At 74.8% G+C, this 18,989-nt stretch carries 18 protein-coding genes; 9 read left to right on the forward strand and 9 right to left on the reverse strand.

Features of this window, described 5'->3' with window-relative positions; translation table 11 throughout:
- Window positions 1-64 precede the first annotated feature (64 nt).
- The gene (locus tag AY578_RS00560; protein ID WP_258901585.1) at window positions 65-685 is read left to right on the forward strand and encodes a hemerythrin domain-containing protein; all 621 of its coding nucleotides are present in this window, start codon (window positions 65-67) and stop codon (window positions 683-685) included.
- 67 nt (window positions 686-752) lie between these two features.
- Here the strand turns inward: AY578_RS00560 and AY578_RS00565 are convergent, their stop codons facing one another.
- The 4 genes from AY578_RS00565 to AY578_RS00580 form a co-directional block, all read right to left on the reverse strand.
- Window positions 753-1,433 carry a hypothetical protein gene (locus tag AY578_RS00565; RefSeq protein WP_037952919.1) on the reverse strand — a complete coding sequence of 227 codons (681 nt, stop codon included), beginning with the start codon at window positions 1,431-1,433 and terminating at the stop codon, window positions 753-755.
- A 29-nt stretch (window positions 1,434-1,462) separates the two neighbouring features.
- The gene (locus tag AY578_RS00570) at window positions 1,463-2,422 is read right to left on the reverse strand and encodes a Rieske (2Fe-2S) protein (protein ID WP_136237927.1); all 960 of its coding nucleotides are present in this window, start codon (window positions 2,420-2,422) and stop codon (window positions 1,463-1,465) included.
- Between the two features lie 45 nt (window positions 2,423-2,467).
- Window positions 2,468-3,538 (reverse strand): sulfite oxidase, encoded by a 1,071-nt coding sequence (locus tag AY578_RS00575; RefSeq protein ID WP_258901587.1) that lies wholly within the window; start codon window positions 3,536-3,538, stop codon window positions 2,468-2,470.
- A 61-nt stretch (window positions 3,539-3,599) separates the two neighbouring features.
- Window positions 3,600-4,451, reverse strand: coding sequence for a phytanoyl-CoA dioxygenase family protein (locus AY578_RS00580; protein ID WP_019523065.1), 852 nt, complete (start codon window positions 4,449-4,451; stop codon window positions 3,600-3,602).
- A 154-nt stretch (window positions 4,452-4,605) separates the two neighbouring features.
- Here AY578_RS00580 and AY578_RS00585 point away from each other — a divergent pair, with 154 nt between their 5' ends.
- Complete coding sequence (locus tag AY578_RS00585; RefSeq protein WP_028958895.1) at window positions 4,606-5,616, forward strand: LacI family DNA-binding transcriptional regulator; 1,011 nt, start codon at window positions 4,606-4,608, stop codon at window positions 5,614-5,616.
- Between the two features lie 228 nt (window positions 5,617-5,844).
- A complete protein-coding gene (locus AY578_RS00590; RefSeq protein ID WP_258901590.1) occupies window positions 5,845-7,362 on the forward strand; it encodes an MFS transporter in 1,518 nt (505 codons plus the stop codon).
- A 12-nt stretch (window positions 7,363-7,374) separates the two neighbouring features.
- Here the strand turns inward: AY578_RS00590 and AY578_RS00595 are convergent, their stop codons facing one another.
- Complete coding sequence (locus tag AY578_RS00595; protein ID WP_037778307.1) at window positions 7,375-8,424, reverse strand: zinc-binding dehydrogenase; 1,050 nt, start codon at window positions 8,422-8,424, stop codon at window positions 7,375-7,377.
- Window positions 8,425-8,516: 92 nt separating this feature from the next.
- On the opposite strand from AY578_RS00595, the gene AY578_RS00600 reads away from it, so the two are divergent.
- Window positions 8,517-9,095 (forward strand): TetR/AcrR family transcriptional regulator, encoded by a 579-nt coding sequence (locus tag AY578_RS00600; RefSeq protein WP_258901592.1) that lies wholly within the window; start codon window positions 8,517-8,519, stop codon window positions 9,093-9,095.
- A 10-nt stretch (window positions 9,096-9,105) separates the two neighbouring features.
- Here AY578_RS00600 and AY578_RS00605 read toward each other — a convergent pair whose 3' ends face one another.
- A complete protein-coding gene (locus AY578_RS00605) occupies window positions 9,106-9,573 on the reverse strand; it encodes a universal stress protein (RefSeq protein WP_019523070.1) in 468 nt (155 codons plus the stop codon).
- 150 nt (window positions 9,574-9,723) lie between these two features.
- A complete protein-coding gene (locus tag AY578_RS00610) occupies window positions 9,724-10,356 on the reverse strand; it encodes a DUF3103 family protein (RefSeq protein WP_258901596.1) in 633 nt (210 codons plus the stop codon).
- Between the two features lie 941 nt (window positions 10,357-11,297).
- Here AY578_RS00610 and AY578_RS00615 point away from each other — a divergent pair.
- The 3 genes from AY578_RS00615 to AY578_RS00625 all read left to right on the forward strand — a co-directional run bounded on the left by AY578_RS00615 (window position 11,298) and on the right by AY578_RS00625 (window position 16,271).
- Window positions 11,298-13,280, forward strand: coding sequence for an FUSC family protein (locus AY578_RS00615; protein WP_258901597.1), 1,983 nt, complete (start codon window positions 11,298-11,300; stop codon window positions 13,278-13,280).
- A gap of 144 nt (window positions 13,281-13,424) precedes the next feature.
- Window positions 13,425-14,984, forward strand: coding sequence for an SDR family oxidoreductase (locus AY578_RS00620; protein ID WP_019523073.1), 1,560 nt, complete (start codon window positions 13,425-13,427; stop codon window positions 14,982-14,984).
- 144 nt (window positions 14,985-15,128) lie between these two features.
- Window positions 15,129-16,271, forward strand: a complete 1,143-nt coding sequence (locus AY578_RS00625; RefSeq protein WP_026243556.1) for a polyprenyl synthetase family protein — start codon at window positions 15,129-15,131, stop codon at window positions 16,269-16,271.
- Between the two features lie 61 nt (window positions 16,272-16,332).
- On the opposite strand, the gene AY578_RS00630 is transcribed toward AY578_RS00625, so the two are convergent.
- Window positions 16,333-16,911 carry a Dps family protein gene (locus AY578_RS00630; RefSeq protein WP_019523075.1) on the reverse strand — a complete coding sequence of 193 codons (579 nt, stop codon included), beginning with the start codon at window positions 16,909-16,911 and terminating at the stop codon, window positions 16,333-16,335.
- A 182-nt stretch (window positions 16,912-17,093) separates the two neighbouring features.
- Here AY578_RS00630 and AY578_RS00635 point away from each other — a divergent pair, with 182 nt between their 5' ends.
- The gene (locus AY578_RS00635) at window positions 17,094-17,594 is read left to right on the forward strand and encodes a hypothetical protein (RefSeq protein WP_019523076.1); all 501 of its coding nucleotides are present in this window, start codon (window positions 17,094-17,096) and stop codon (window positions 17,592-17,594) included.
- A 2-nt stretch (window positions 17,595-17,596) separates the two neighbouring features.
- Here AY578_RS00635 and AY578_RS00640 read toward each other — a convergent pair whose 3' ends face one another.
- Window positions 17,597-18,502 (reverse strand): AraC family transcriptional regulator, encoded by a 906-nt coding sequence (locus tag AY578_RS00640; RefSeq protein ID WP_019523077.1) that lies wholly within the window; start codon window positions 18,500-18,502, stop codon window positions 17,597-17,599.
- 145 nt (window positions 18,503-18,647) lie between these two features.
- Here AY578_RS00640 and AY578_RS00645 point away from each other — a divergent pair, with 145 nt between their 5' ends.
- On the forward strand, window positions 18,648-18,980 hold the full coding sequence (locus tag AY578_RS00645) for a putative quinol monooxygenase (RefSeq protein WP_019523078.1): 333 nt from the start codon (window positions 18,648-18,650) through the stop codon (window positions 18,978-18,980).
- The last annotated feature ends 9 nt before the right edge of the window (window positions 18,981-18,989 follow it).

Here is an 18,989-nt window from a genome sequence, read left to right on the forward strand (position 1 = left end):
GAGGAGCCACCATGAACAGCCTGCACGAGAAGTGCCGGGGCGAGGAGCCGTCCGGAGGCCGGCCGTGACCGCGCCCGCCGTGTCGATCTCCGAGCAGGACGCCGACGCGCTCGGCGGTGACGACAGCATCCTGATGCGCCAGCGCCGGGACCACGCACGGCTCGACGCGATGATGAACCGCTGCCTCTCCGAAGACCTCCCGCCCGGCGAACTCGAAGCGCTGTGGCTCGACGTCGTCCAGCTGGTGTTCCGTCACGCCTTCGCCGAGGAGACCGTGCTGTGGCCGCTGCTGCGGCGCGTCTCTCCCGACGGTGAGGAGCTGACCCGGCAGGTCGAGGAGGAGCACCAGGCGATCAACGACCTCGTCGCCCGGCTCGAACGCTCCCCCGACGACCCGCGGCGCGCGGAGTGGATCCAGGAGGCGTTCGCGCTGATCCGGCAGGACATCCGCGACGAGGAGGACGAGTTGCTGCCGCGGCTGCGGACCGCCTTCGACGACCGCAAGCTGCGGCGCATCGGCGCCGCGTGGGAGGCCGTGCGGGCGACCGCCCCGACCCGGCCGCACCCCGGCGTGCCGCGGCGTCCGCCCGGCAACGCGCTGCGGGGCGTCCCGCTCAGCGCGTACGACCGGCTGCGGGACCCTGGCCGGACAGCGCCCGACCGCCGGCGCGCTCCCTGGCGGTGACGGGCGCACTGGTGGCGCGGCGGTGGTGCGGGCCGCCCGTCGGCGCGGCTGACACACCCAGGACGCGTCATGCGGCGCCGCGTCCCCGGCGGGAGCCGGCGTACGCGGCGTCGCGCAGGCGGTTGAGGCGCCCGGCGGGGCGCAGGCCGGGCAGACTGTGGGCGACGGGGTCGTAGGACACCGTGGTCTGCGCCGGGGCGGGATGCACCGCTTCGAGGGTGAGGGACGCGAACGGCCGCCAGGGCTCGTCCCCGGCGGCGGCGCACAGCCTGAACAGGACGGGACGGCAGGCGAGTTCCTGCCACAGCGTGGGGCGCGGCGTGTGCGGCGGATCGAGCAGCGGGAAGGCGGCGAGCACCCGCCGGCACTCCCCCGTCCGGTACGTCAGCAGCGTGGAGTACGCGCCGGTGAGCGCGTCGGGGCGGAGCACCGGCACATGGCGGCCGAGGCGGCCCGTACCGCTGGAGGTGAACAGCAGGTCGAGCGGCCGGTCCGGTCCGCCGGCGTCCTCGACGCGGACGGCCAGGCCGAGCGCGTCCGGCAGTCGCCCGGGCGTGCCGAGGGCGTGGGACCAGCGCACGATCGCCGCGTACGAGGCGTGCCGGTCGAGCCAGTCCACGCCCCACGGGCGTTCTCCGCGCCCGGCGACGTGCAGGGTGCCGGAGCACAGCACGCCGGTGGGGTGCACGGCAGGGGCGTCCCGCCACCGGGCCACCCGCTCGGCGGCCCGGTGGGCGGTTTCCCGCACGCCCGGCAGGGACGCCAGCCCTCGTGGGCTCACCGCCCGGGCCGGTGCCCGTCGGCGGACGTGGCCGCGAACGCGTCGCCGGCGTACGGCGTCTCCGGGACTGTCTCCATCGGGAGGCGGACCTCCACGTGGCCGTCGACGACCCGGGTGTCGAAGGCGGGCTGGGGTGCGGTGGCGGGGCCCGCGACGTTCCAGCCGTCGGAGAGGCGGAAGACGCTGCCGTGCCAGGGGCACCGGACGCAGCCGTCGGCGACCGTGCCCTCGGACAGCGGTCCCGCCAGGTGGCTGCACCGTTCGGCGAGAGCGTGGACCTCCCCGCCGGTCTCCCGCACGACCAGCACCGGTACGTCGTCCACGACGCACCGTACGGCCTCGCCGGCGGGGAACTCGTCGACGCCGCCGACGCGGTGCCAGCCGTCGCTGACGACGTGCGGGACCTCCTCGGCGTGGTTGACGCCGGCCGCCTGCCGGTACGCCAGATGGCCGCCGAGCAGTCCGCCGGCGCCGACCGCGGTCAGTCCGAGGTACCCGAGGGCGCGTCCCTTGGCGCCCTTGCCGCTGAGGCGCATCACGAGGGAGGCGCCGTAGAGGCCCACGGCGGCCGTGTTGGCCCAGGCGTGGACCAGGCCCACGCGCTGCTGCTCACGGCGGAGTTCCGCCCAGTCGACGAGGCCCGACAGGGCGGCGGGGACAGCCCCGGTGAGCCCTAGGGCCACCAGAAGGTCCGCCTGCCGGGACCGGCCGGGTTTGAGGTCGAGGACGGCGGCGGACATCCAGCTGCCGAGAGGCAGATGGATCGCCATCGGGTGCACGGGGTGGCCGAGCCACGTGCCGTGCAGCACGTCCCGGACGCGGCCGAGCGGCAGCGCGCGGACGCGCCGGGTGAGTGCTTCGATCAGCTGGTCACGGCCGGGATCGCGCTCCAGCGCGTCCAGCAGCCACAGCATCCGGTTCTGTCCGAGGAGGCGACGCCCAGGCTTCTTGCTCATGGACGCTGAGTTTCCCGGCGCGCGGCGGGCAAACAGCGGGGACGGTCAGCGGACGCGCAGCCGGACGCGGGACCAGGCGTTGTTGACGTACCCCTTCGGGTTCCACGCCTGGGCCGGGGACTCGGGCATGCCCGCGCCGGAGGAGTCCCAGGCGCGGGCCAGGACGTGCACGTCGCCGTGCGGCAGATCCAGGGTGGTGCGCCACCGCTGCCACGCCCCCGGTCCGGCGGGCGCCTCGATCGCGGCGCGGGACCAGGCGCGGCCGCCGTCCGTGGACACCTCGACGCGGGCGACCGTACGGCCCACGCCGGCGAGGGCGTATCCGGCGACGTGGACGGGGCCGCGTGGCAGGACGGCGCCGTCGGACGGGGTGAGGACGGCGCAGTTGAGCGGGAGCGGGCCGAGGGTGACGCCCCCGGGGTCGTCGGCGGTCGGCGGGAGGCGGTAGGCGGTGGCCTGGAAGTAGGCATCGGAGGGGGTGGTGCGCGCGGTGACGCGGGTGAGCCATTTGACGCTGCGGGCGCCGATCCAGCCCGGCACGACCACGCGCAGGGGCGCGCCGTGCACGGGTGGCAGCCGGGCGCCGTTCATCGCCCAGGCCAGCAGCACGTCCGGGGCCAGCGCCCGGTCGCGCGGGATCGACACCTCGTACGGCTGGGGCGGGTCGGCGGACGGGGAGACGTCGGGGGCCTGGAAGGCGACGTGGGCCGCGTCCGGAGCGATACCGGCGTGGGCGAGGACGTCGGCGAGGCGTGCCCCGCGGAACCGGGCGGTCGACAGGGCGCCCGGTCCCCACGGCGTCTCCCCGGGGACGGGGCGGACGGCGGTCAGGCCGGCCCGCCGGTTGCCCGCGCACTGGAGGGTGACGGTCGCCTCCGCCGCCTCGAAGCGGGACCGCAGGTCGTCCGGTGTCAGCAGCAGGGGGCGCGTCACCAGGCCGTCCACCGTGAGCCGCCAGTCCGCCGGTTCGAGGCGGGGCACGGGGCCGTGGTTGCGGCTGAAGAAGGCGTCGACGGGCGTGACCGCGGCGCGGGCGAGCACGGCCCCGGGCGGTTCCGCGTTGAACGGCTCCCGGACGCGGACCACCATGTCGTCCCGCTTGCCCCACATGCCCATGGTGGTGATTGTCCGCCTGTGCGTCGGGGCGCGCCCGGTCAGGCGGAACCCGGCCCGGAGTTCAGGCGTCGCCCATGACCAGCCCCTCGATCGTGTGCTTCTGCGTGATCGGCCGCAGCACGTCCACGATCTCGCAGTCCAGGTGGCGCCGTATCCGCTCCGGGAGGCTCTCCCAGTAGGCGCGGGTGACGGCGGCGTCGTGCCGTTCGCCGTTGGTCGCCTCGGGTCCGTCGACGCCCAGCACGAGCACGGGGCGGGACTTCGCGGAGTGGTTGCGGGTGCCGCGGTGGATGGTCAGGGCGGAGCGTGCCGAGATGTCGCCGCGCCGCGGGTACTTGCGGACCGCCCGCTCCTCGTAGCGCGGGTAGTGCGAGCGGGGCGGGAACATGCCGTGCCCGAACTCCGGGCTGTCGTCCCACTGGGTGCCGGGGGCGATCTCGAAGGGGCCCATGTCCTCCTCGGTGTCGACCGCGGTGACGTTGAAGGCGAGGGAGGTCAGGCGCCGTTCGGCGCGGGTCTCCTCGGGCATCGGGAAGTCGCGGTGCCACGGCTGGTTGACGGCGCCCTCGAGGGGCACGTCGAAGCCGACCTCGACGATGCGGTAGTCGGGGCCGAGGACCGCCGTGCAGAGGGAGCGCACCCAGGGGTGGTCGACGAGGTCGACGAAGCCGCGCAGCTGCTCGGGGTGGATCTCCACGTAGTAGCGGTGGGGGCCGCGTCCGACGGCGCCGCCCGGACGGCTGCGCGCCTCCTCGAAGGCCGTCTCGATGTCCTCGCGGAGCCGGTCGGCCCACTCGGGCGTGAACGCGCCCTTGCGGGCGGTGATGCCGTCCTCGTAGAGGGCCTCGACGTCGGCCGTGACGTCGACGTCGAGCGCGTCCGGGGTGACGGTGGGGTGAGTGTGCGGGCTCATGGATGCCTCCTCGCGACGGAACCGCCGGCGGACAAGTGCCGGGTGCTTGCCGGGCGCCATCGTTGCATCGTTGATTTCAACGTGGCAATACCCGGGAGCGGGAGGGTTTCGGGTGCCTGGTCCGCAGAGGGGCGGCGCATGCCACGATGTGCGGGTGAGCAGCAGCCTGAAGGACGTGGCGGCGCGCGCGGGGGTGTCGGCGCGCACGGTGTCGAACGTGGTGAACGGGTCGGCCCGGGTGGCGCCGGAGACCCGCCGCCGGGTGCAGGAGGCGATCGAGGAGCTGGGCTACCGCCCCAACCTGGCGGCGCGCAGCCTCAGGGCGGGCCGTACCGGCATGATCGGCCTGGCGATCCCGGAGCTGCACTCCCCCTACTTCGCCGAGCTCGCCGGGCTGCTGGTGGACGAGGCGCGCCGGCGGTCGTGGACGGTGGTCATCGACCAGACGCGGGGCGACGCCGAGGCGGAACGGCGGCTGCTGACGGGTGACGGCGGGCGGGTGATGGACGGTCTGATCATCAGCCCCTGGGCGCTGCCCGCCGAGGACATCACGGCGGCGGCCCGCCCGCTGCCCGTGGTGCTGCTCGGGGAGCGCAGTCCGCAGGGGCTGGCGGACCGGGTCGCCGTGGACAACGTGGCCGCGGCCGAGGAGGCCACCGCGCATCTGCTGTCGCTGGGCCGCCGCCGCGTCGCCGCGATCGGCCTCCAGCCCCATCTGCGCAACGGCACGGCGGAGCTGCGAGCCGAGGGCTACCGCGCGGCGCTCCGGCGTGCCGGCGTCTCCCCGCGTCCCGAGTGGGAGCGCCCGGTGGCGGCGCTGCACCGCGCGGACGGCGCCCGGGCGATGGCGGAGCTGCTCGACGCCGGGGCGGAGCCGGACGCGGTGTTCGCGTTCAGCGACGAACTGGCGCTTGGCGCCCTGCACACGGCGCACGCGCGGGGGCTGCGGGTGCCGGAGGACGTGGCCGTGGTCGGGTTCGACGACATCGAGGACGGCCGGTTCGGGAGCCCGACGCTCACCACCGTGTCCCCCGACAAGGAGCAGATCGCGGCGCGTGCCCTGCAGTGCCTCGCCGACCGCATCTACAGCCCGCGCAACGACGTGCCGGCCGCCGACCTCACGGTCCCGCACCGGCTGGTGGTGCGCGCAAGCACCGGAGGCTGACCGCGGGCCCGGAGCGGCCGGCACACCGGTGGCCTTTTCACGGAATGTCGGGTGTGCGCAGGGCACGGACGGGGAACATGTTCGCCCTGTTCGGGCCGTGCTCCTTGAGGGCCGTGCGCCTTGAGGGCGGTGCGCCTTGAGGGCCGTGCGCCTTGAGGGCCGTGCGCCTTGAGGGCGGTGTGCCCTGTCGGGTCGTGTGCTCTGTCGGGCCGTGCGAGAGGACTGCGTGTGACTGCGTCGGCGTCAGGGACGGGTGACCGGCGGACCGGTGCCCAGGAGGACGTGTACGAGCCGGATCCGCGCCGGTGGCGGGCGCTCTGGGTGACGCTGGTCGCCGGTTTCATGAGCCTGCTGGACGTCACGATCGTGGCGGTCGCGCTGCCCACCGTGCAGAACGACCTGGGCGCCTCCCCCGCCGAGGTGCAGTGGGTGGTGTCCGGGTACGCGCTCACCTTCGCCCTCGCCCTCGTCACGGCGGGCCGGCTCGGGGACGCGCTGGACCGGCGGAAGATCTTCCTGATCGCCCTGTGCGTCTTCGTGCTGTGCAGCGCGGCCTGCGGCGCCGCGCCCGACATCACACTGCTGGTCGTGGCGCGTCTCGCGCAGGGGCTCGCGGCCGGTTTCATGGCGCCCCAGAACTCGGCGCTGATCCAGCAGATGTTCCGCGGCGCCGAACGCGGCCGGGCGTTCGGCTACTTCGGCGCGACCGTCGGCATCTCCTCCGCCTCCGGGCCGATCGTCGGCGGCGCGATCCTCGCCCTGGCCGACGGCATGCAGGGCTGGCGCTGGATCTTCTACGTCAACGTGCCCATCGGCGTCCTCGCCGTGCTGCTGGGCCGCCGGCTGCTCCCTCGGACCCGGAAGTCGGGGCGGGGCCATGTGGACGTGCCGGGTGTGCTGCTGCTCGGGCTGGGCGTGCTGGCGTTCATGTATCCGCTGGTGCAGGCGGAGTCGGGCGGACTGAGCCGGCTGTGGTGGCTGTTCCTGGTCGGCGCGGCGGTGCTCGCCGTGTTCGTACGGCGGCAACGGCGGCTGCTGGCCCGGGGGACGACGCCGCTGCTCGACCCGCGCCTGTTCTCCACCGTGCGCGGCTACGCCATCGGCGCGGGCGTCGGCACCCTGTACTTCATCGGCTTCAGCGGCGTCTGGCTCGTGTTCGCGCTGTTCTACCAGCACGGCCTGCACTACTCCCCGCTGGAGTCGGGGCTCGCCGTGACACCGTTCGCCATCGGCTCGGCGGGGGCCGCGGTGGTGTCGGGGCGTCTGGTCGACCGGTTCGGGCGACTGCTCACCGTGTGGGGTCTCACCGGCGTCATCGTGGGCCTCGGCACCGCCGCCGTGCTGCTGCGGTTCGCACCGCTGGACCACGCGCCCTGGCTCACCACGCCGGCGCTGTTCGTCGGCGGCATCGGCGGTGGATTCGTCGTCTCGCCCAACATCACCATGACGCTGCGGGACGTGCCGGTGCGGATGGCGGGCGCGGCGGGCGGCGCCCTGCAGACGGGACAGCGGCTCGGCGCGGCGGTCGGCACGGCGGCCCTGCCGGGCCTCTTCTACCTGGTGCTCAGCCACAGCGACGACTTCCAAGTGGCCCTGTTCACCGCGCTGTGCGCGGCGCTGGCGGCGATGTCGACGTCGCTGGCCCTGGCGGCGTACGACTGGCTGCGCGACCGGCGCAGGCGCGCGGAACACGGGAAGTGCCCGGAGGAGGTCGCGAACAGCCCGGTGCACTCACGGTCGCTCTGACACTCCGGGCGGTCAGGTCGCCGCCGATGCCCCGGGGCGCAGGACGATCTTGCCGACATGCTTCCTGAGGGCGAGCTCCTCCTGGGCCCGCGCCGCCTGCTCCAGCGGGTACGCGGCGGCGACGACCGGCTCGACTGCGGCCCGCCGGGCCATGTCCATGAGCAGGTCGAAGTGCGCCGGCGTGTGCATCGCGGAGCCGATGACCTGGGCGTTGTGCAGGTAGAGACGGCGTACGTCCAGGGTCACCGCGTAGCCGCCGAGCGCCCCGGCGATCACCCAGCGTCCGCCCTCGCGCAGCAACGGCACCCCCTCGCCCACCAGGTCTCCGGCGACGACGTCCAGCGCCACGTCGACGCCTTCGGGCGCGGCGGCGCGGATCCCCTCGACGACGTCCCCCGCCCGGTCGACGACGGTGTGCGCGCCCGCCTCGCGTACGGCATCGGTCTTCGGACCGCTGCTGACAGCGACCACGCGGGCGCCCCGGGCGCGGGCGATCTGCACCGCCGCGAGCCCGACGCCGCCGGACGCGCCCGTCACCAGGACGGTCTCGCCGTCGCGCAGCCGGCCGCGTTCGATCATGCCGAGCGCCGTGCCGTAGGCGGTGGGCAGGGAGGCGAGCTGGTCGTCGGTGAGCGGCGATCCGGTGACGTCGTGCAGCCGCTCCAGCGGGGCGACGACGAACTCGGCGTAGCCGCCGTCGCGTTCGCTTCCCATCAGGCCCACCGGGTGGGCGTCGGGGCCGTCGCCGTCGTAGAGCGCCGGGTCGACCACCACGCGGCGGCCGACGAGCCCCGTGTCGCCGCCGGGCCCCACGGCCTCGACCCGGCCGGCCACGTCGGCGCCCTGGATGCGGGGAAAGGCGACGGGTCCACGCCAGCCCGAGCGGGCCTCCGGGTCGCCGGGGCGGCCGTAGGCGCCCTCGCGGGTCCACAGGTCGGTGTTGTTCAGGGCCACCGCCGCGACCCGCACCAGTGCCTCGCCGGCTTCCGGGAGGGGCACCGGCACCTCGGTCACCTCCAGCACCTCCGGTCCTCCGTGCCTGGTGACGCGTACCGCGCGCATGTTCTCGGACAAGGCCCTCACCTCCTCGCAGGTATACTGATCTGTATACCTCTTGCACCCCACCGTACACCGATCAGTGAAGGTCCGTGCGCATGGACAGCAGCAGTGACGTTCCTCTCCTGACTCCGGCCGCGCGCCGCATCGTCGACGCGGCCGCGGAGCTGTTCTACGAGCACGGCATCACAGCGGTCGGCGTGGACCTGATCGCCGAGCACTCCGGAGTGACCAAGCGGACGCTGTACAACCGCTTCGGGTCGAAGGAGAACGTCGTGGCGGCGTACCTCGCCGAGCGTGACCGGCGCTGGCGGTCGGCGGTCCGCGCCGCCGTCGACGCGAGCGGCAGCGCCGAGGAGGCGGTCACCGCGCCGTTCGAGGCGCTGCGGAGCTGGACGTCGGCGTACACCCGGGGCTGCGCCTTCCTCAACGCCCTCGCCGAACTGCCCGACCCTCGGCACCCCGGGCACCGTGTCGCCGCGGGACAGAAGCGGTGGCTGCGAGGCCTGTTCGAGGAGCTGGCCACGGCGGCCGGCTGCCCGGAACCCGCCGCGCTCGCCACCCGGTTGTTCGTGCTGCACGAGGGCGCGGTCGCCACCGAACCCCTGTCCCCCGGGACGGTCACGGCGGCCGCGGATCTGGCGCGGGAACTGGTGCGTGCGGCCGTGCGAGGGTGAGCCGGACCGCTCAGTCCCCCTCGCCGACACTCGTGACGGTGTCCTCGCGGACCACGACGACCGGGCAGGCCGCGTGCTGCACGCAGTGCTGGGCGACCGAGCCGAGGAGCAGACCGGCGAAGCCGCCCAGGCCCCGGCTGCCGACCACGAGCAGGGACGCGTCACGGGCCGCGCGCAGCAGCACGCTCGCCGGCGTGCCGTACTGCACCTCCGTACGGACGTCCGCCGACGGACGCGCGCCCAGCGTTTCCTCGACGCACCGGACGAGGTCCTCACGTGCCCTGGCCTCCAGGGCCTCCTCGTCGCCGCTCGACGGGGGGAGCCAGCCGAGGGCGCCGTGGTACTGCGGGTAGTCCCAGGAGGTCAGCGCCAGCACCGTCCCTCCGGTGAGCGCGGCCTGGCGGGCCGCCCAGCGCAGCGCCTCCCGCGACGACGGCGAGCCGTCCACCCCGGCCACGATGCGGTCCTGCCCGTCCACGGTCTCTCCTCACGCTCGGCGGCAAGGGCGGGGCGGCCGACGCGCGCCGCCCCGCCCGGTACCCAGCCTCCGGCGGGGAGCGCCGGTTGCCGAGCCCAGCGGGTCCGGACGGGGCAGCGGGGGCTCACGGCGAGACCCCCGAGGGATACCTCAGAGCTCCTGCACGAAGTACGGCTCCAGGGTCATCCAGCCGTTGCCGCGCGCCCCGTACCGGGTGCCGTTGTCGGTGCGGGCGAGGGTGTACCAGGAGTCGACGTAGTCGGGGTCGTCCGTCCACCAGTCGTCCGGGATCGCGTCCAGCACCGCGTTCACCAGCGGGATGTAGGCGCCCTGGTCGGTGACCGTGAGCAGGACGGCGGCGATGGCCTTGGCGAGGTCGCGGTAGTTGGTGGAGCCGTCCTCCTCCATCATCACGGCGTCGGCCAGGTTGTACTTGTACGACGACCAGTTGACCAGGATCTGCTGGGGCCGGTAGACGGTGCCCTCGTTGTCGAGGTACGGCATGTCCACCGGATCGACCCGCACCTTGCCGTCGTGGCCGAAGCCGGTGACGAGGGTGTAGATCTCGGCGTCGCCCTTGATCCAGGGTTCCTGGTCGTCGGAGAGGGAGACCGCGGTGATGCGGGTGGTCCAGAAGCCCGCGGCGGCGGCCGAGGCGCGCGTCTGCGCCGGTTCGGGCGCCGCCGGGTCGGCGGACCGCACGCCCTGGCGGGCGAGTTCCTCGTGCAGGACGTCCAGGCCGGCGGCCAGGGCGCGGGAGCCGTCGATGTCGACGACGTACACGGGGCGCGCGGGGGCCTTCCGGGCGTCGAGCGGGTGGGTCCGGCGGCGCTGTCGTACGCGGTGACGGGGCCGTCGTCCGAGGTGGCGGCGGCCACCCAGGGTGCCGTCCCGGCGGTGAGCGCGCCGCGCATCGAAGGGTCGCCGAGCCGCAGCCGGAGCAGGGGGCCGACGTCCGGGGCGAGGCCTTGCGGCGGCGATCCGGCGGTCGGCCGCGGCGAGGGTGGTCCGGAGGGCGCCGTCGGCGAGGGCCGTGACGGCGACCTCGTCGGAGGTCAGGGCGGCCCGGCGGACGCGGGCGCGCCAGGAGGGGTCGGTGAGGGCGCCGGCGATCGCCCGTGCGGCGGCGTCCTGAGCCGTGTGGACTCGGACGCGGTCGAGGTGCGGGCTCCCGCGCGGCCGCGGGCGGGGCCGCCGCGGCCTGCGGTGCGGCGAGGGTCTGGCCGGCGCACAGGACGGCCAGGGTCGTCGCCGCGGCGGCGAGGGCGCCGCGGCGGCGGAGGTGACGGGGTCTCACGTGGATCGAGCTCCCTGGGACTGTGGGGTCGACAGGGCACTGCGTGTGGAGCTCGTGAGCGTGACCGTGCGGGGGATCCGTGCGGGAACCGTGCGGATCTATGCGGGTAGATACCCGCGAGTAGCGATGATGACGGTGCCATGACAGACGCGCAAGAGGGCCTGCGCGGGTGCCGGACGGTCCGCCGCGGTCCACCGGTCGGGCGGTCCGCCGCGCACGCCGGTGCCGTCCGCGAGCGGCGGCGTGCGGCCCCGGCAGGATGGTGCGTCATGTGGCCCAGGGACGCCCGAGGGGCGCGCGCGTTCCTGGCGACTTGCTGCCGGCGCCGTCGTCCGGGCCGAGTCCGTGGGCGCGGCCGGCGCGCGGTCCGCGTCACGGTCGCCGCCGTCGCCGGGTTCTACCCCCGCGTCGACCTGCTGGACGGCCGGTGTTCGCCCTGTACGCGCTGTTCATCCCCGTGGCGTTCGGGGTGATGTCACCGCTCCCGGCTCGGGGCGCCGCCGCTCCGGCACCGTGCTGCGGGCGTGCCGGCCGCGCCGCGCTGATCACGCTCGGCACGTATCTCGCGGCGGCGACCTGGTCGGCCACGCTGGGGATGCTGGTCGTGGGGTTCACGCTGGTGCTCGCCGCCTCGATCGGTCCCCGGGTGACGGGTGTCGTCCCCGCGCTCCAGCTCTGCTACATCCTGGCCTGCTTCCCGCCGTACGCGCCCGGGACGCTGCCGGACCGGCTGGCCGGCTCGCGTCGGCGCGACGCTGACGATCCTCTGCGAGTGGCTGCTGCTGCCCGAGCCCGAACAGCCGTCGTACCGCGCCGGGTCGCCGACGCGCTGGATGGCGCGGCGCACGCGGCGCACGGCCTGCTGCAGGGTGGCGCCGACGGCCGGGAGACGGCCGAGCGGCTGCGCGCGGCGGGCGGAACTGCGCTTCTCCCGACGGCGGCCGCGTCCGGCCCACCGGGGCCGGGCGAGGGAGCGGCGCTGGCCCAGGCCGGCTACGCGACCCGCGTTTCCTCGACCTGCTCGCCGCCCTCGCCCCGCTGCTGCGCGCGCCGGCCGTCGGCCATGCTGCTGAGCGGTCTCGCCGCCGCCTGCGCCGACGAGGCCGCCGCGCTGCGCGGCACCCGCCCGGCGCCCGGCCCCGAGCGGGTCGAGGAGATGATCACGCAGTACGCGGCCGTACGAGGCGTCCCCCCGGATCTGCGTGAGGATCCGCATCCGCTGCTGCGGCGGCAGTCGACGCTGCTGGCCGCGGCGGTGTCCGCCGTGACGGTGAGCGCGGCCGTGTCCCTGGCGACGGGACGGCGCCGGTCGATGCCCGGGCTGCCGCTGGAGCAGTTCTGGTACGCGGGCGCGTCCACGCCCCGGCTGTGGTGGGTGCGGATCGCCGGCCACCTCACCCCGCGCTCGGTCGTCTTCCAGAACGCGGTCCGTACGGCCACAGGTCTGGCGCTGGCCCGGCTGGTGGCGGGGTCGCTGGACCTGTCGCACGGGTTCTGGGTGCTGCTGGGCATGCTGACGCTGGGCCGCACCACGGCGGGCGCCACCTGGTCGGCGGTCCGGTCGGCGACGGCGGGGACGCTGGTCGGGTCGCTGGCGGCCGGTGCGCTGCTGGTGTCGGCGGGCGACATGACCGAGGTCTACGCGGCGCTGCTGGTGCCGACGATGCTGGTGGCCTTCTGGGTGGGACCGGTCGGCGGGCCCGCCTGGGGCCAGGGGCTGTTCACCCTGGTGGTGTCCACGGCATTCGCGCAGATCGCCCCGGTGACCTGGCAGCTGGCGGAGGCACGGATCGTCGACGTGCTGACGGGCAGTGTGATCGGACTGGTGTGCGGGGTGCTGGCGTGGCCCGCCGGCGCGCGGGGCGAGATGCGGCGCAGCGCCGCCGCCCTGTTCCACGCCACCGCGCCCCTGATCCGGGTCACCGTCGACCGGGCGGCGACCGGGCACTCCGCGCCCACGACCCGCGCCGACGCGGCCGCGGCGCTGCGGCGGACGCGGCGGTACTGGCGCATCGCCCACGCCTCGTACGCGCAGCTGCGCACCGAGCCCCCGCCCCGGCACGCCCCGGAAGGCGGTCCCGACTGGCTGGCCGCGCTGAACTTCAGCTCCCGCGTGCTGGTCGGCGCCTACTGGCTGCCCTGGTCGCAGGGGACGGCGTGGCCGTCGGACGCGGCGTCCTGGGCGTGGGAGGCGACGGACGAGGTGGTCGCGTCGACGCTGCGGGCGGCGCAGTTCCCGGCGGACGGCGTGACCGTACGGCTGGCGCCGCTGCCGCCGGGGGTGCTGACGCGGATTCCGGCGCCGTCCGTGTCACATCTGGTCGACGTGGAGGTGTGGCTGCACGCCCTCGCCTCCGACCTGACGACGGCCGTCGGGGCGGGCAGCAGGGTCGAGGGCGGCTTCTGGTGACGGCGGCCCGCCCGGTCACCCGTACGGCCCTCGCCACCAGGTCTCCCGCCTGCCGACTTGGACCCTCGCGGCGCCGGACAGCGCGCGGAGACGGGCGAATGCGGTGAGGATCGACGCAGGTGTCGCGTCGAGGCGTGCGGAGGGATGACCGTGGACGGGCAGGGTCAGGGAAGCGGGACGGGACTGCACTGCCTGGTCACCGGGGCGTCGGGCTATGTCGGCGGACGGCTGGTGCCCGACCTGCTGGAGGCCGGCCACCGGGTCCGCTGTCTGGCCCGCTCCCCCGACAAGCTGCGCGACCATCCCTGGGCGCCGGACGTCGAGACGGTCCGCGGTGACGTCACCGACGCCGCGTCCGTCGCCGCGGCGATGCGGGACGTCGACGTGGCGTACTACCTGGTCCACGCGCTCGCCGGCGGCGGCGACTTCGAGGACACCGACCGCCGCGCGGCCCGCACCTTCGCCGGACAGGCGCACGCGGCAGGGGTGCGCAGGATCGTCTACCTCGGCGGGCTCACCCCGTACGGGGTGCCGGAGGAGACGCTCTCGCCGCATCTGCGGTCCCGGGCCGAGGTGGGGCGGATCTTCCTGGACTCGCCGGTGCCCGCGACCGTGCTGCGGGCCGCCGTCGTGATCGGCTCGGGGTCGGCGTCGTTCGAGATGCTGCGCTATCTGACCGAGCGGCTGCCCGTGATGGTCACCCCCAGCTGGGTGCACACCCGTACCCAGCCGATCGCGGTGCGCGACGTGCTGCGCTATCTGGTCGCCTCGGCGACCATGCCGGCGGACGTCGACCGGGCCTTCGACATCGGCGGTCCGGACGTGCTGACGTACCGGGACATGATGCGCCGCTACGCCGAGGTCGCGGGGCTGCGCCGGCGGGTGATCGTGCCGGTGCCGGTGCTGACGCCCGGGCTGTCGAGCCACTGGGTCGGGCTGGTCACCCCGGTGCCCGCCTCCATCGCCCGGCCGCTCACCGAGTCGCTGCGCCACGAGGTGGTGTGCCGCGAGCACGACATCGCGCGGTACGTGCCCGACGAGCCCGGCCGGCCGCTGCCCTTCGACGAGGCGCTGCGGCTGGCGCTGGCGCGGGTGCGGGAGGCGCAGGTCGCCACCCGCTGGTCGTCCGCCTCCGTGCCGGGCGCGCCCAGCGATCCGCTGCCCACCGACCCCCGGTGGGCGGGCGGCAGCCTCTACCGCGACGAACGGGACCAGGTGGTGCCGGCGTCGCCGCAGGCGCTGTGGAAGGTGATCGAGGGCATCGGCGGCGAGCACGGCTGGTACTCCTTCCCGCTGGCGTGGGCGGTGCGCGGGCGGCTGGACCGGATCGTCGGCGGGGTGGGGCTGCGCCGCGGACGGCGTGACCCGCACCGGCTGCGGGCGGGCGACTCGCTGGACTTCTGGCGGGTGGAGGAGATCGAGCCGGGGCGGCTGCTGCGGCTGCGCGCCGAGATGCGGCTGCCGGGTCTGGCGTGGCTGGAGCTGCGCGTGGACACGGACGACGCGGGCCGCACCCGGTACCGGCAGCGCGCCCTGTTCCATCCGCGGGGTCTGCTCGGTCACGCGTACTGGTGGGCGGTGTCGCCCTTCCACGCCCTCGTGTTCGGCGGGATGGCCCGCAACATCGCGCTGGCGGCGGCCGAGGGCGTGGAAGGGCCGGGGAGCAGGCGGCCCCGCCGGCTGCGCGAGGGCGTCCGCCGCTGATGTCCGGACCCGAGGTGCTCCGTGGACGCATCGGCGCGCCGGTGCGGGCCGTCGCGCGAACCGGGAAAGGTCGTCCGGCCCTTTCGCGGGTACCCGGTGGCGGGCGCCAGGGTGCGGGCGACGGACGACGTGAAGGGGCTGGGCATGCGTGAACTGCGGTCGGCGGCGGAGGAACCGGCGGAACGGGCCGGTGGACCCCTCACCGCCGACGCCGCCACCAGGGCCGTGGGGCGGGTCTTGGGCGAGGTGCTGGACGCCCGGATGTCTAAGGCGTACGACCTCGACGCCGTGTTCGCCCGTGACGTGGCGGGCCGCGTCTGCGCGTTCGCGCGGCGCGGCGGCAAGCGGCTGCGCACGGCGTTCGCCTGGTGCGGCTGGCGGGCAGGGGGCGGCGCGGGCGACCCGGGCCCGCTGCTGCGGACGGGCGTGGCGCTCGAACTGGTGCAGACGTGTGCGCTGGTGCACGACGACGTGATGGACGGCTCCCATCTGCGGCGCGGGGCGCCCTCGATGCACGTGGACCTGGCGCGGATGCACCGCGCGGAGGGCATGACGGGCGGCGCCGAGGCGTTCGGGCACTCGGCGGCCGTGCTCGCCGGTGACCTGGCCCTCGCCTGGGCGGACGACCTGATGACGGAGATCGCGCTCGCCACGCCCGACGGGCCCCGTGTATACCGGGAGTGGCGGGCGATGCGCGAGGAGATGGTGGCCGGGCAGTACCGCGACCTCCAGGCGCAGGCGGCCGGCGCGTCCGGTGTCGAGGAGGCGCTGACGATCGCGACGCTGAAGAGCGCCCTGTACACGGTGGAGCGTCCGCTGGCCCTGGGCGCGTCGCTGGCGGGGGCAGACGAGGAGGCGACGGCGGCGCTGCGGGCGGCCGGCCGGTGCGCGGGGCTCGCCTTCCAGCTGCGGGACGACCTGCTGGGCGCGTTCGGCGATCCGGCGCTGACCGGGAAGCCGGTGGGCGACGACCTGCGGGCCCGTAAGCTCACGTATCTGCTGGCCGTGGCCCTGGAGATGGGCCGGGCGGCCGGCGACGAGGAGGCCATGGCGCTCCTCTCCCCCGGCGTGACCGCGCTGCCGGAGCGTGCCGTGGAGGGCGTGCAGGCGGCGCTGGAACGGACGGGCGCCCGGGACGTGGTGGAGGCGAAGATCGCCGAACTGGCGGACTCCGCGCTGCGGCACTTCGCCGCGACGGGCGCGGACGACACGGTGCGGCGGGAGTTCGCCACGCTGGTCGCCCGCGCGTCGGGCATCTCGGAACCGCAGGTGCGGGAAGCGGTGTGAGGCGCGCAGCCCGCCATGGTCCGGACGGGACCGTGGCGGGCCGCGCGCCCTCGGGTGCGGGTCAGGGCTGACGGCGGGCCTGTTCGGCGGCCTGGCCCGCGGCGCCGGTCTCGGTGGTGGCGCCGCGGGTGCTCAGCTTTCCGCCGCTGGACTCCAGATGGGCGCGGACGAACCACTGGAACAGTTCCAGGCCGCGCAGTTGCTCGATGAGCATGTCCTGGGTGACCGGGTCGGACTCCTCGGTCTCCCGCATCGCCTCCCGGTGGTCCTCGATCAGGTTCGTGTACACGACGTCGAGGGCCCCCAGGTGCTCGATCGCCTCGGCCCTCCCGATGGAGTAGTCGTCCCAGGAGCGGGCGGCGACCAGGGCGCCGGGGGTGCCGTTCGGCTCGCCGCCGAGGGTGGAGATCCGCTCGGCGAGGTCGTCGGTCATGTCCCGCACCTTGTCGACCTGAGGGTCGATCATCTCGTGCACGGCGATGAAGTGCGGCCCGACGACGTTCCAGTGGACGTGCTTCAACGTCAGATGGAGGTCGTTGAGGGCGTGGAGCCGCCGCTGCAGCAGCTCGATGATCCGGCCGCTGTCCTGGGTGCTCAGGCCCGGCACGGTGTACGAGGGGTCGGCAGGCTGTGACGGCACGAGGGGCTCCTTGCGATCGTCCGATGCTCGAACATCCAGATAAGCGGTTCATCGGCTCATTGCGGGGTTCACCCTCGCGTACCCCCGCGCGTCTCACCGGTCTGGAGCAGCGGACCGCGGTGACCACGGCCCGCGGGCATATTCCTTTGCCGGGCGGGACGGCGCGTGGTTGGCTCCCGGCCATGAGCTGGCTTCCGCGTGACTTCGTCCACCCCCTGCACGTCGGCATCCCCGGCGGCGCGGGCCATCGGCTGCGTCCGATCGCCGGCGCCGACGCGCCGCTGGACTACCCGGCGGTGATGGGGTCGCGCGAGCGGCTGTGGTCCGTCTTCGGCCCGGCCTGGGGCTGGCCCTCGGCCACCATGACGTACGAGGCGAACCTCGCCGATCTGGAGCGGCACGCGGTCGAGATCGAGGCGCACGAGTCGTTCAACTACACGATCGAGAACCCGGAGCGCACCGCCCTGCGCGGCTGCGTCTACATCGACCCGCCGGAGAAGGAGGGCGCGGACGCCGAAATCTCCTGGTGGGTGGTGGACGACGAGGTGGGCGGTCCGCTGGAGCGGGCGCTGGACGCGTTCGTCCCGCGGTGGATCGCCGAGGACTGGCCGTTCGAGCGGCCCCGCTTCATCGGCCGGGACCTCACCTGGGAGGAGTGGCTGAAGCTGCCGGACCTCGCCTGAGGTCAGGGCGCCAGGGCGGCGGGGGCCTGTCCGCTCTCGCGCAGGCGTGCCGCGTCACGGCTCGGGGGTGCGCCGAACAGGCGCCGGTACTCGCGGCTGAACTGGGAGGGGTTGTCGTAGCCGACGCGCCGGCCGACGGCGGTGACGTCGCCCGGGCGCGTGGCCAGCAGCAGCCGGGCCTCCTGGAGCCGGATCTGCTTCTGGAACTGGATGGGGCTCATCGCCGTCACCGCCTGGAAGTTGCGGTAGAACGCGGAGACGCTCATGCCGCTCATCCGCGCCACGTCCTCCACCCGGAACGACTCCGCGTAGTTCTCACGGATCCAGCGCACCGCCCGGGAGACATGGCTGAGTCCGCTGTCGGCGAGCCCCAACTGCCGTACGGCGGCGCCCTGTTCGCCGGCCATCAGGCGCCACAGGATCTCCCGCTCTGCCATCGGCGCGAGCACCTCGCGGTCGCGGGGCTGGTCCAGCAGGCGCAGCAGCCGGACGACCGCGTCCAGCAGCGGCTCCGGCGCGTCGCTCACGGCCAGCGCGGACGGCGTCCCGCCGGTCCGGGGCAGGTTTCCGGGGCCGGCCGACAGCAGGAGTTCGGCGACGGCGGAGGGGTCCAGCACCAGTCCGAAGCCGAGGGCCGGGCGGCCGGGGCCGATGTCGAGCCAGTGGCCGGTGACGGGCAGGTCCACGGACGCGACCAGATACTGGCCCGGGCCGTACTCGTAGACCCGGTCGCCGAGGGCGAGACGTTTGGTGCCCTGGGCGACGACGGCGAGGACCGTGCCGGACATGGACGGTCCCGGGGGGTCCTGCCGGTCGATGCGTGTGGCGAGGACGCCGTCGACGGGCGTGGTCCCGTCGGGGCGGGCGCAGCGCTCCAGCAGGGTGCGCAGCTCTTCGATGAGGGCCATGTCCTCCAGTTCAGCACAGGACCGGGTGCCGCACTCCCGGTACTGGGAGGATCGTGCAAGCACCGGAGACGATCGGTCTAACATTTCCGCAGTTCAGCGGCCTTCAATGGATTCATCGCATTCCACCGAACGAGAGAAGGTCGCCATGATCGTCCAGCACGGGTTCCAGGCCACGCTCACCGCCCGCCCGGGCCGGGGCGAGGAGCTCGCGAAGCTGCTCCTCACCGGCATGGACGAGGGAGGCGCCGCCGCGAGCGAGCACTGCGTCGTCTACCTCGTCTCGCGGTCCGCCTCCGACCCGGACGTCGTCCACATCACCGAGGGCTGGACCAGCAAGGAGGAGCACGAGCGGCTGTTCGACGGCGAGGCCGCCCGTGATCTCGTCTCCCGCATCACCCCGCTGCTGGCCGGCGAGCCGGTCTACACCGACTACGTCCCGGTGCGCGGCAAGGCCGCCTTCGGTCCCGCCGCCGCGTGAACCCCGCCC

Source organism: Streptomyces thermocarboxydus (genome assembly GCF_024760485.1).
Lineage (GTDB): Bacteria > Actinomycetota > Actinomycetes > Streptomycetales > Streptomycetaceae > Streptomyces > Streptomyces cellulosae.

Excerpts from the sequence above, each read along its gene's own strand:
- AY578_RS00625 (WP_026243556.1), top strand. The coding sequence starts at position 15,129 with ATGCGTGAACTGCGGTCGGCGGCGGAGGAACCGGCGGAACGGGCCGGT.
- AY578_RS00570 (WP_136237927.1), bottom strand. The coding sequence starts at position 2,422 with ATGAGCAAGAAGCCTGGGCGTCGCCTCCTCGGACAGAACCGGATGCTG.
- AY578_RS00575 (WP_258901587.1), bottom strand. The coding sequence starts at position 3,538 with ATGGGCATGTGGGGCAAGCGGGACGACATGGTGGTCCGCGTCCGGGAG.
- AY578_RS00620 (WP_019523073.1), top strand. The coding sequence starts at position 13,425 with ATGACCGTGGACGGGCAGGGTCAGGGAAGCGGGACGGGACTGCACTGC.
- AY578_RS00645 (WP_019523078.1), top strand. The coding sequence starts at position 18,648 with ATGATCGTCCAGCACGGGTTCCAGGCCACGCTCACCGCCCGCCCGGGC.
- AY578_RS00600 (WP_258901592.1), top strand. The coding sequence starts at position 8,517 with ATGGACAGCAGCAGTGACGTTCCTCTCCTGACTCCGGCCGCGCGCCGC.
- AY578_RS00640 (WP_019523077.1), bottom strand. The coding sequence starts at position 18,502 with ATGGCCCTCATCGAAGAGCTGCGCACCCTGCTGGAGCGCTGCGCCCGC.
- AY578_RS00635 (WP_019523076.1), top strand. The coding sequence starts at position 17,094 with ATGAGCTGGCTTCCGCGTGACTTCGTCCACCCCCTGCACGTCGGCATC.
- AY578_RS00580 (WP_019523065.1), bottom strand. The coding sequence starts at position 4,451 with ATGAGCCCGCACACTCACCCCACCGTCACCCCGGACGCGCTCGACGTC.
- AY578_RS00595 (WP_037778307.1), bottom strand. The coding sequence starts at position 8,424 with ATGCGCGCGGTACGCGTCACCAGGCACGGAGGACCGGAGGTGCTGGAG.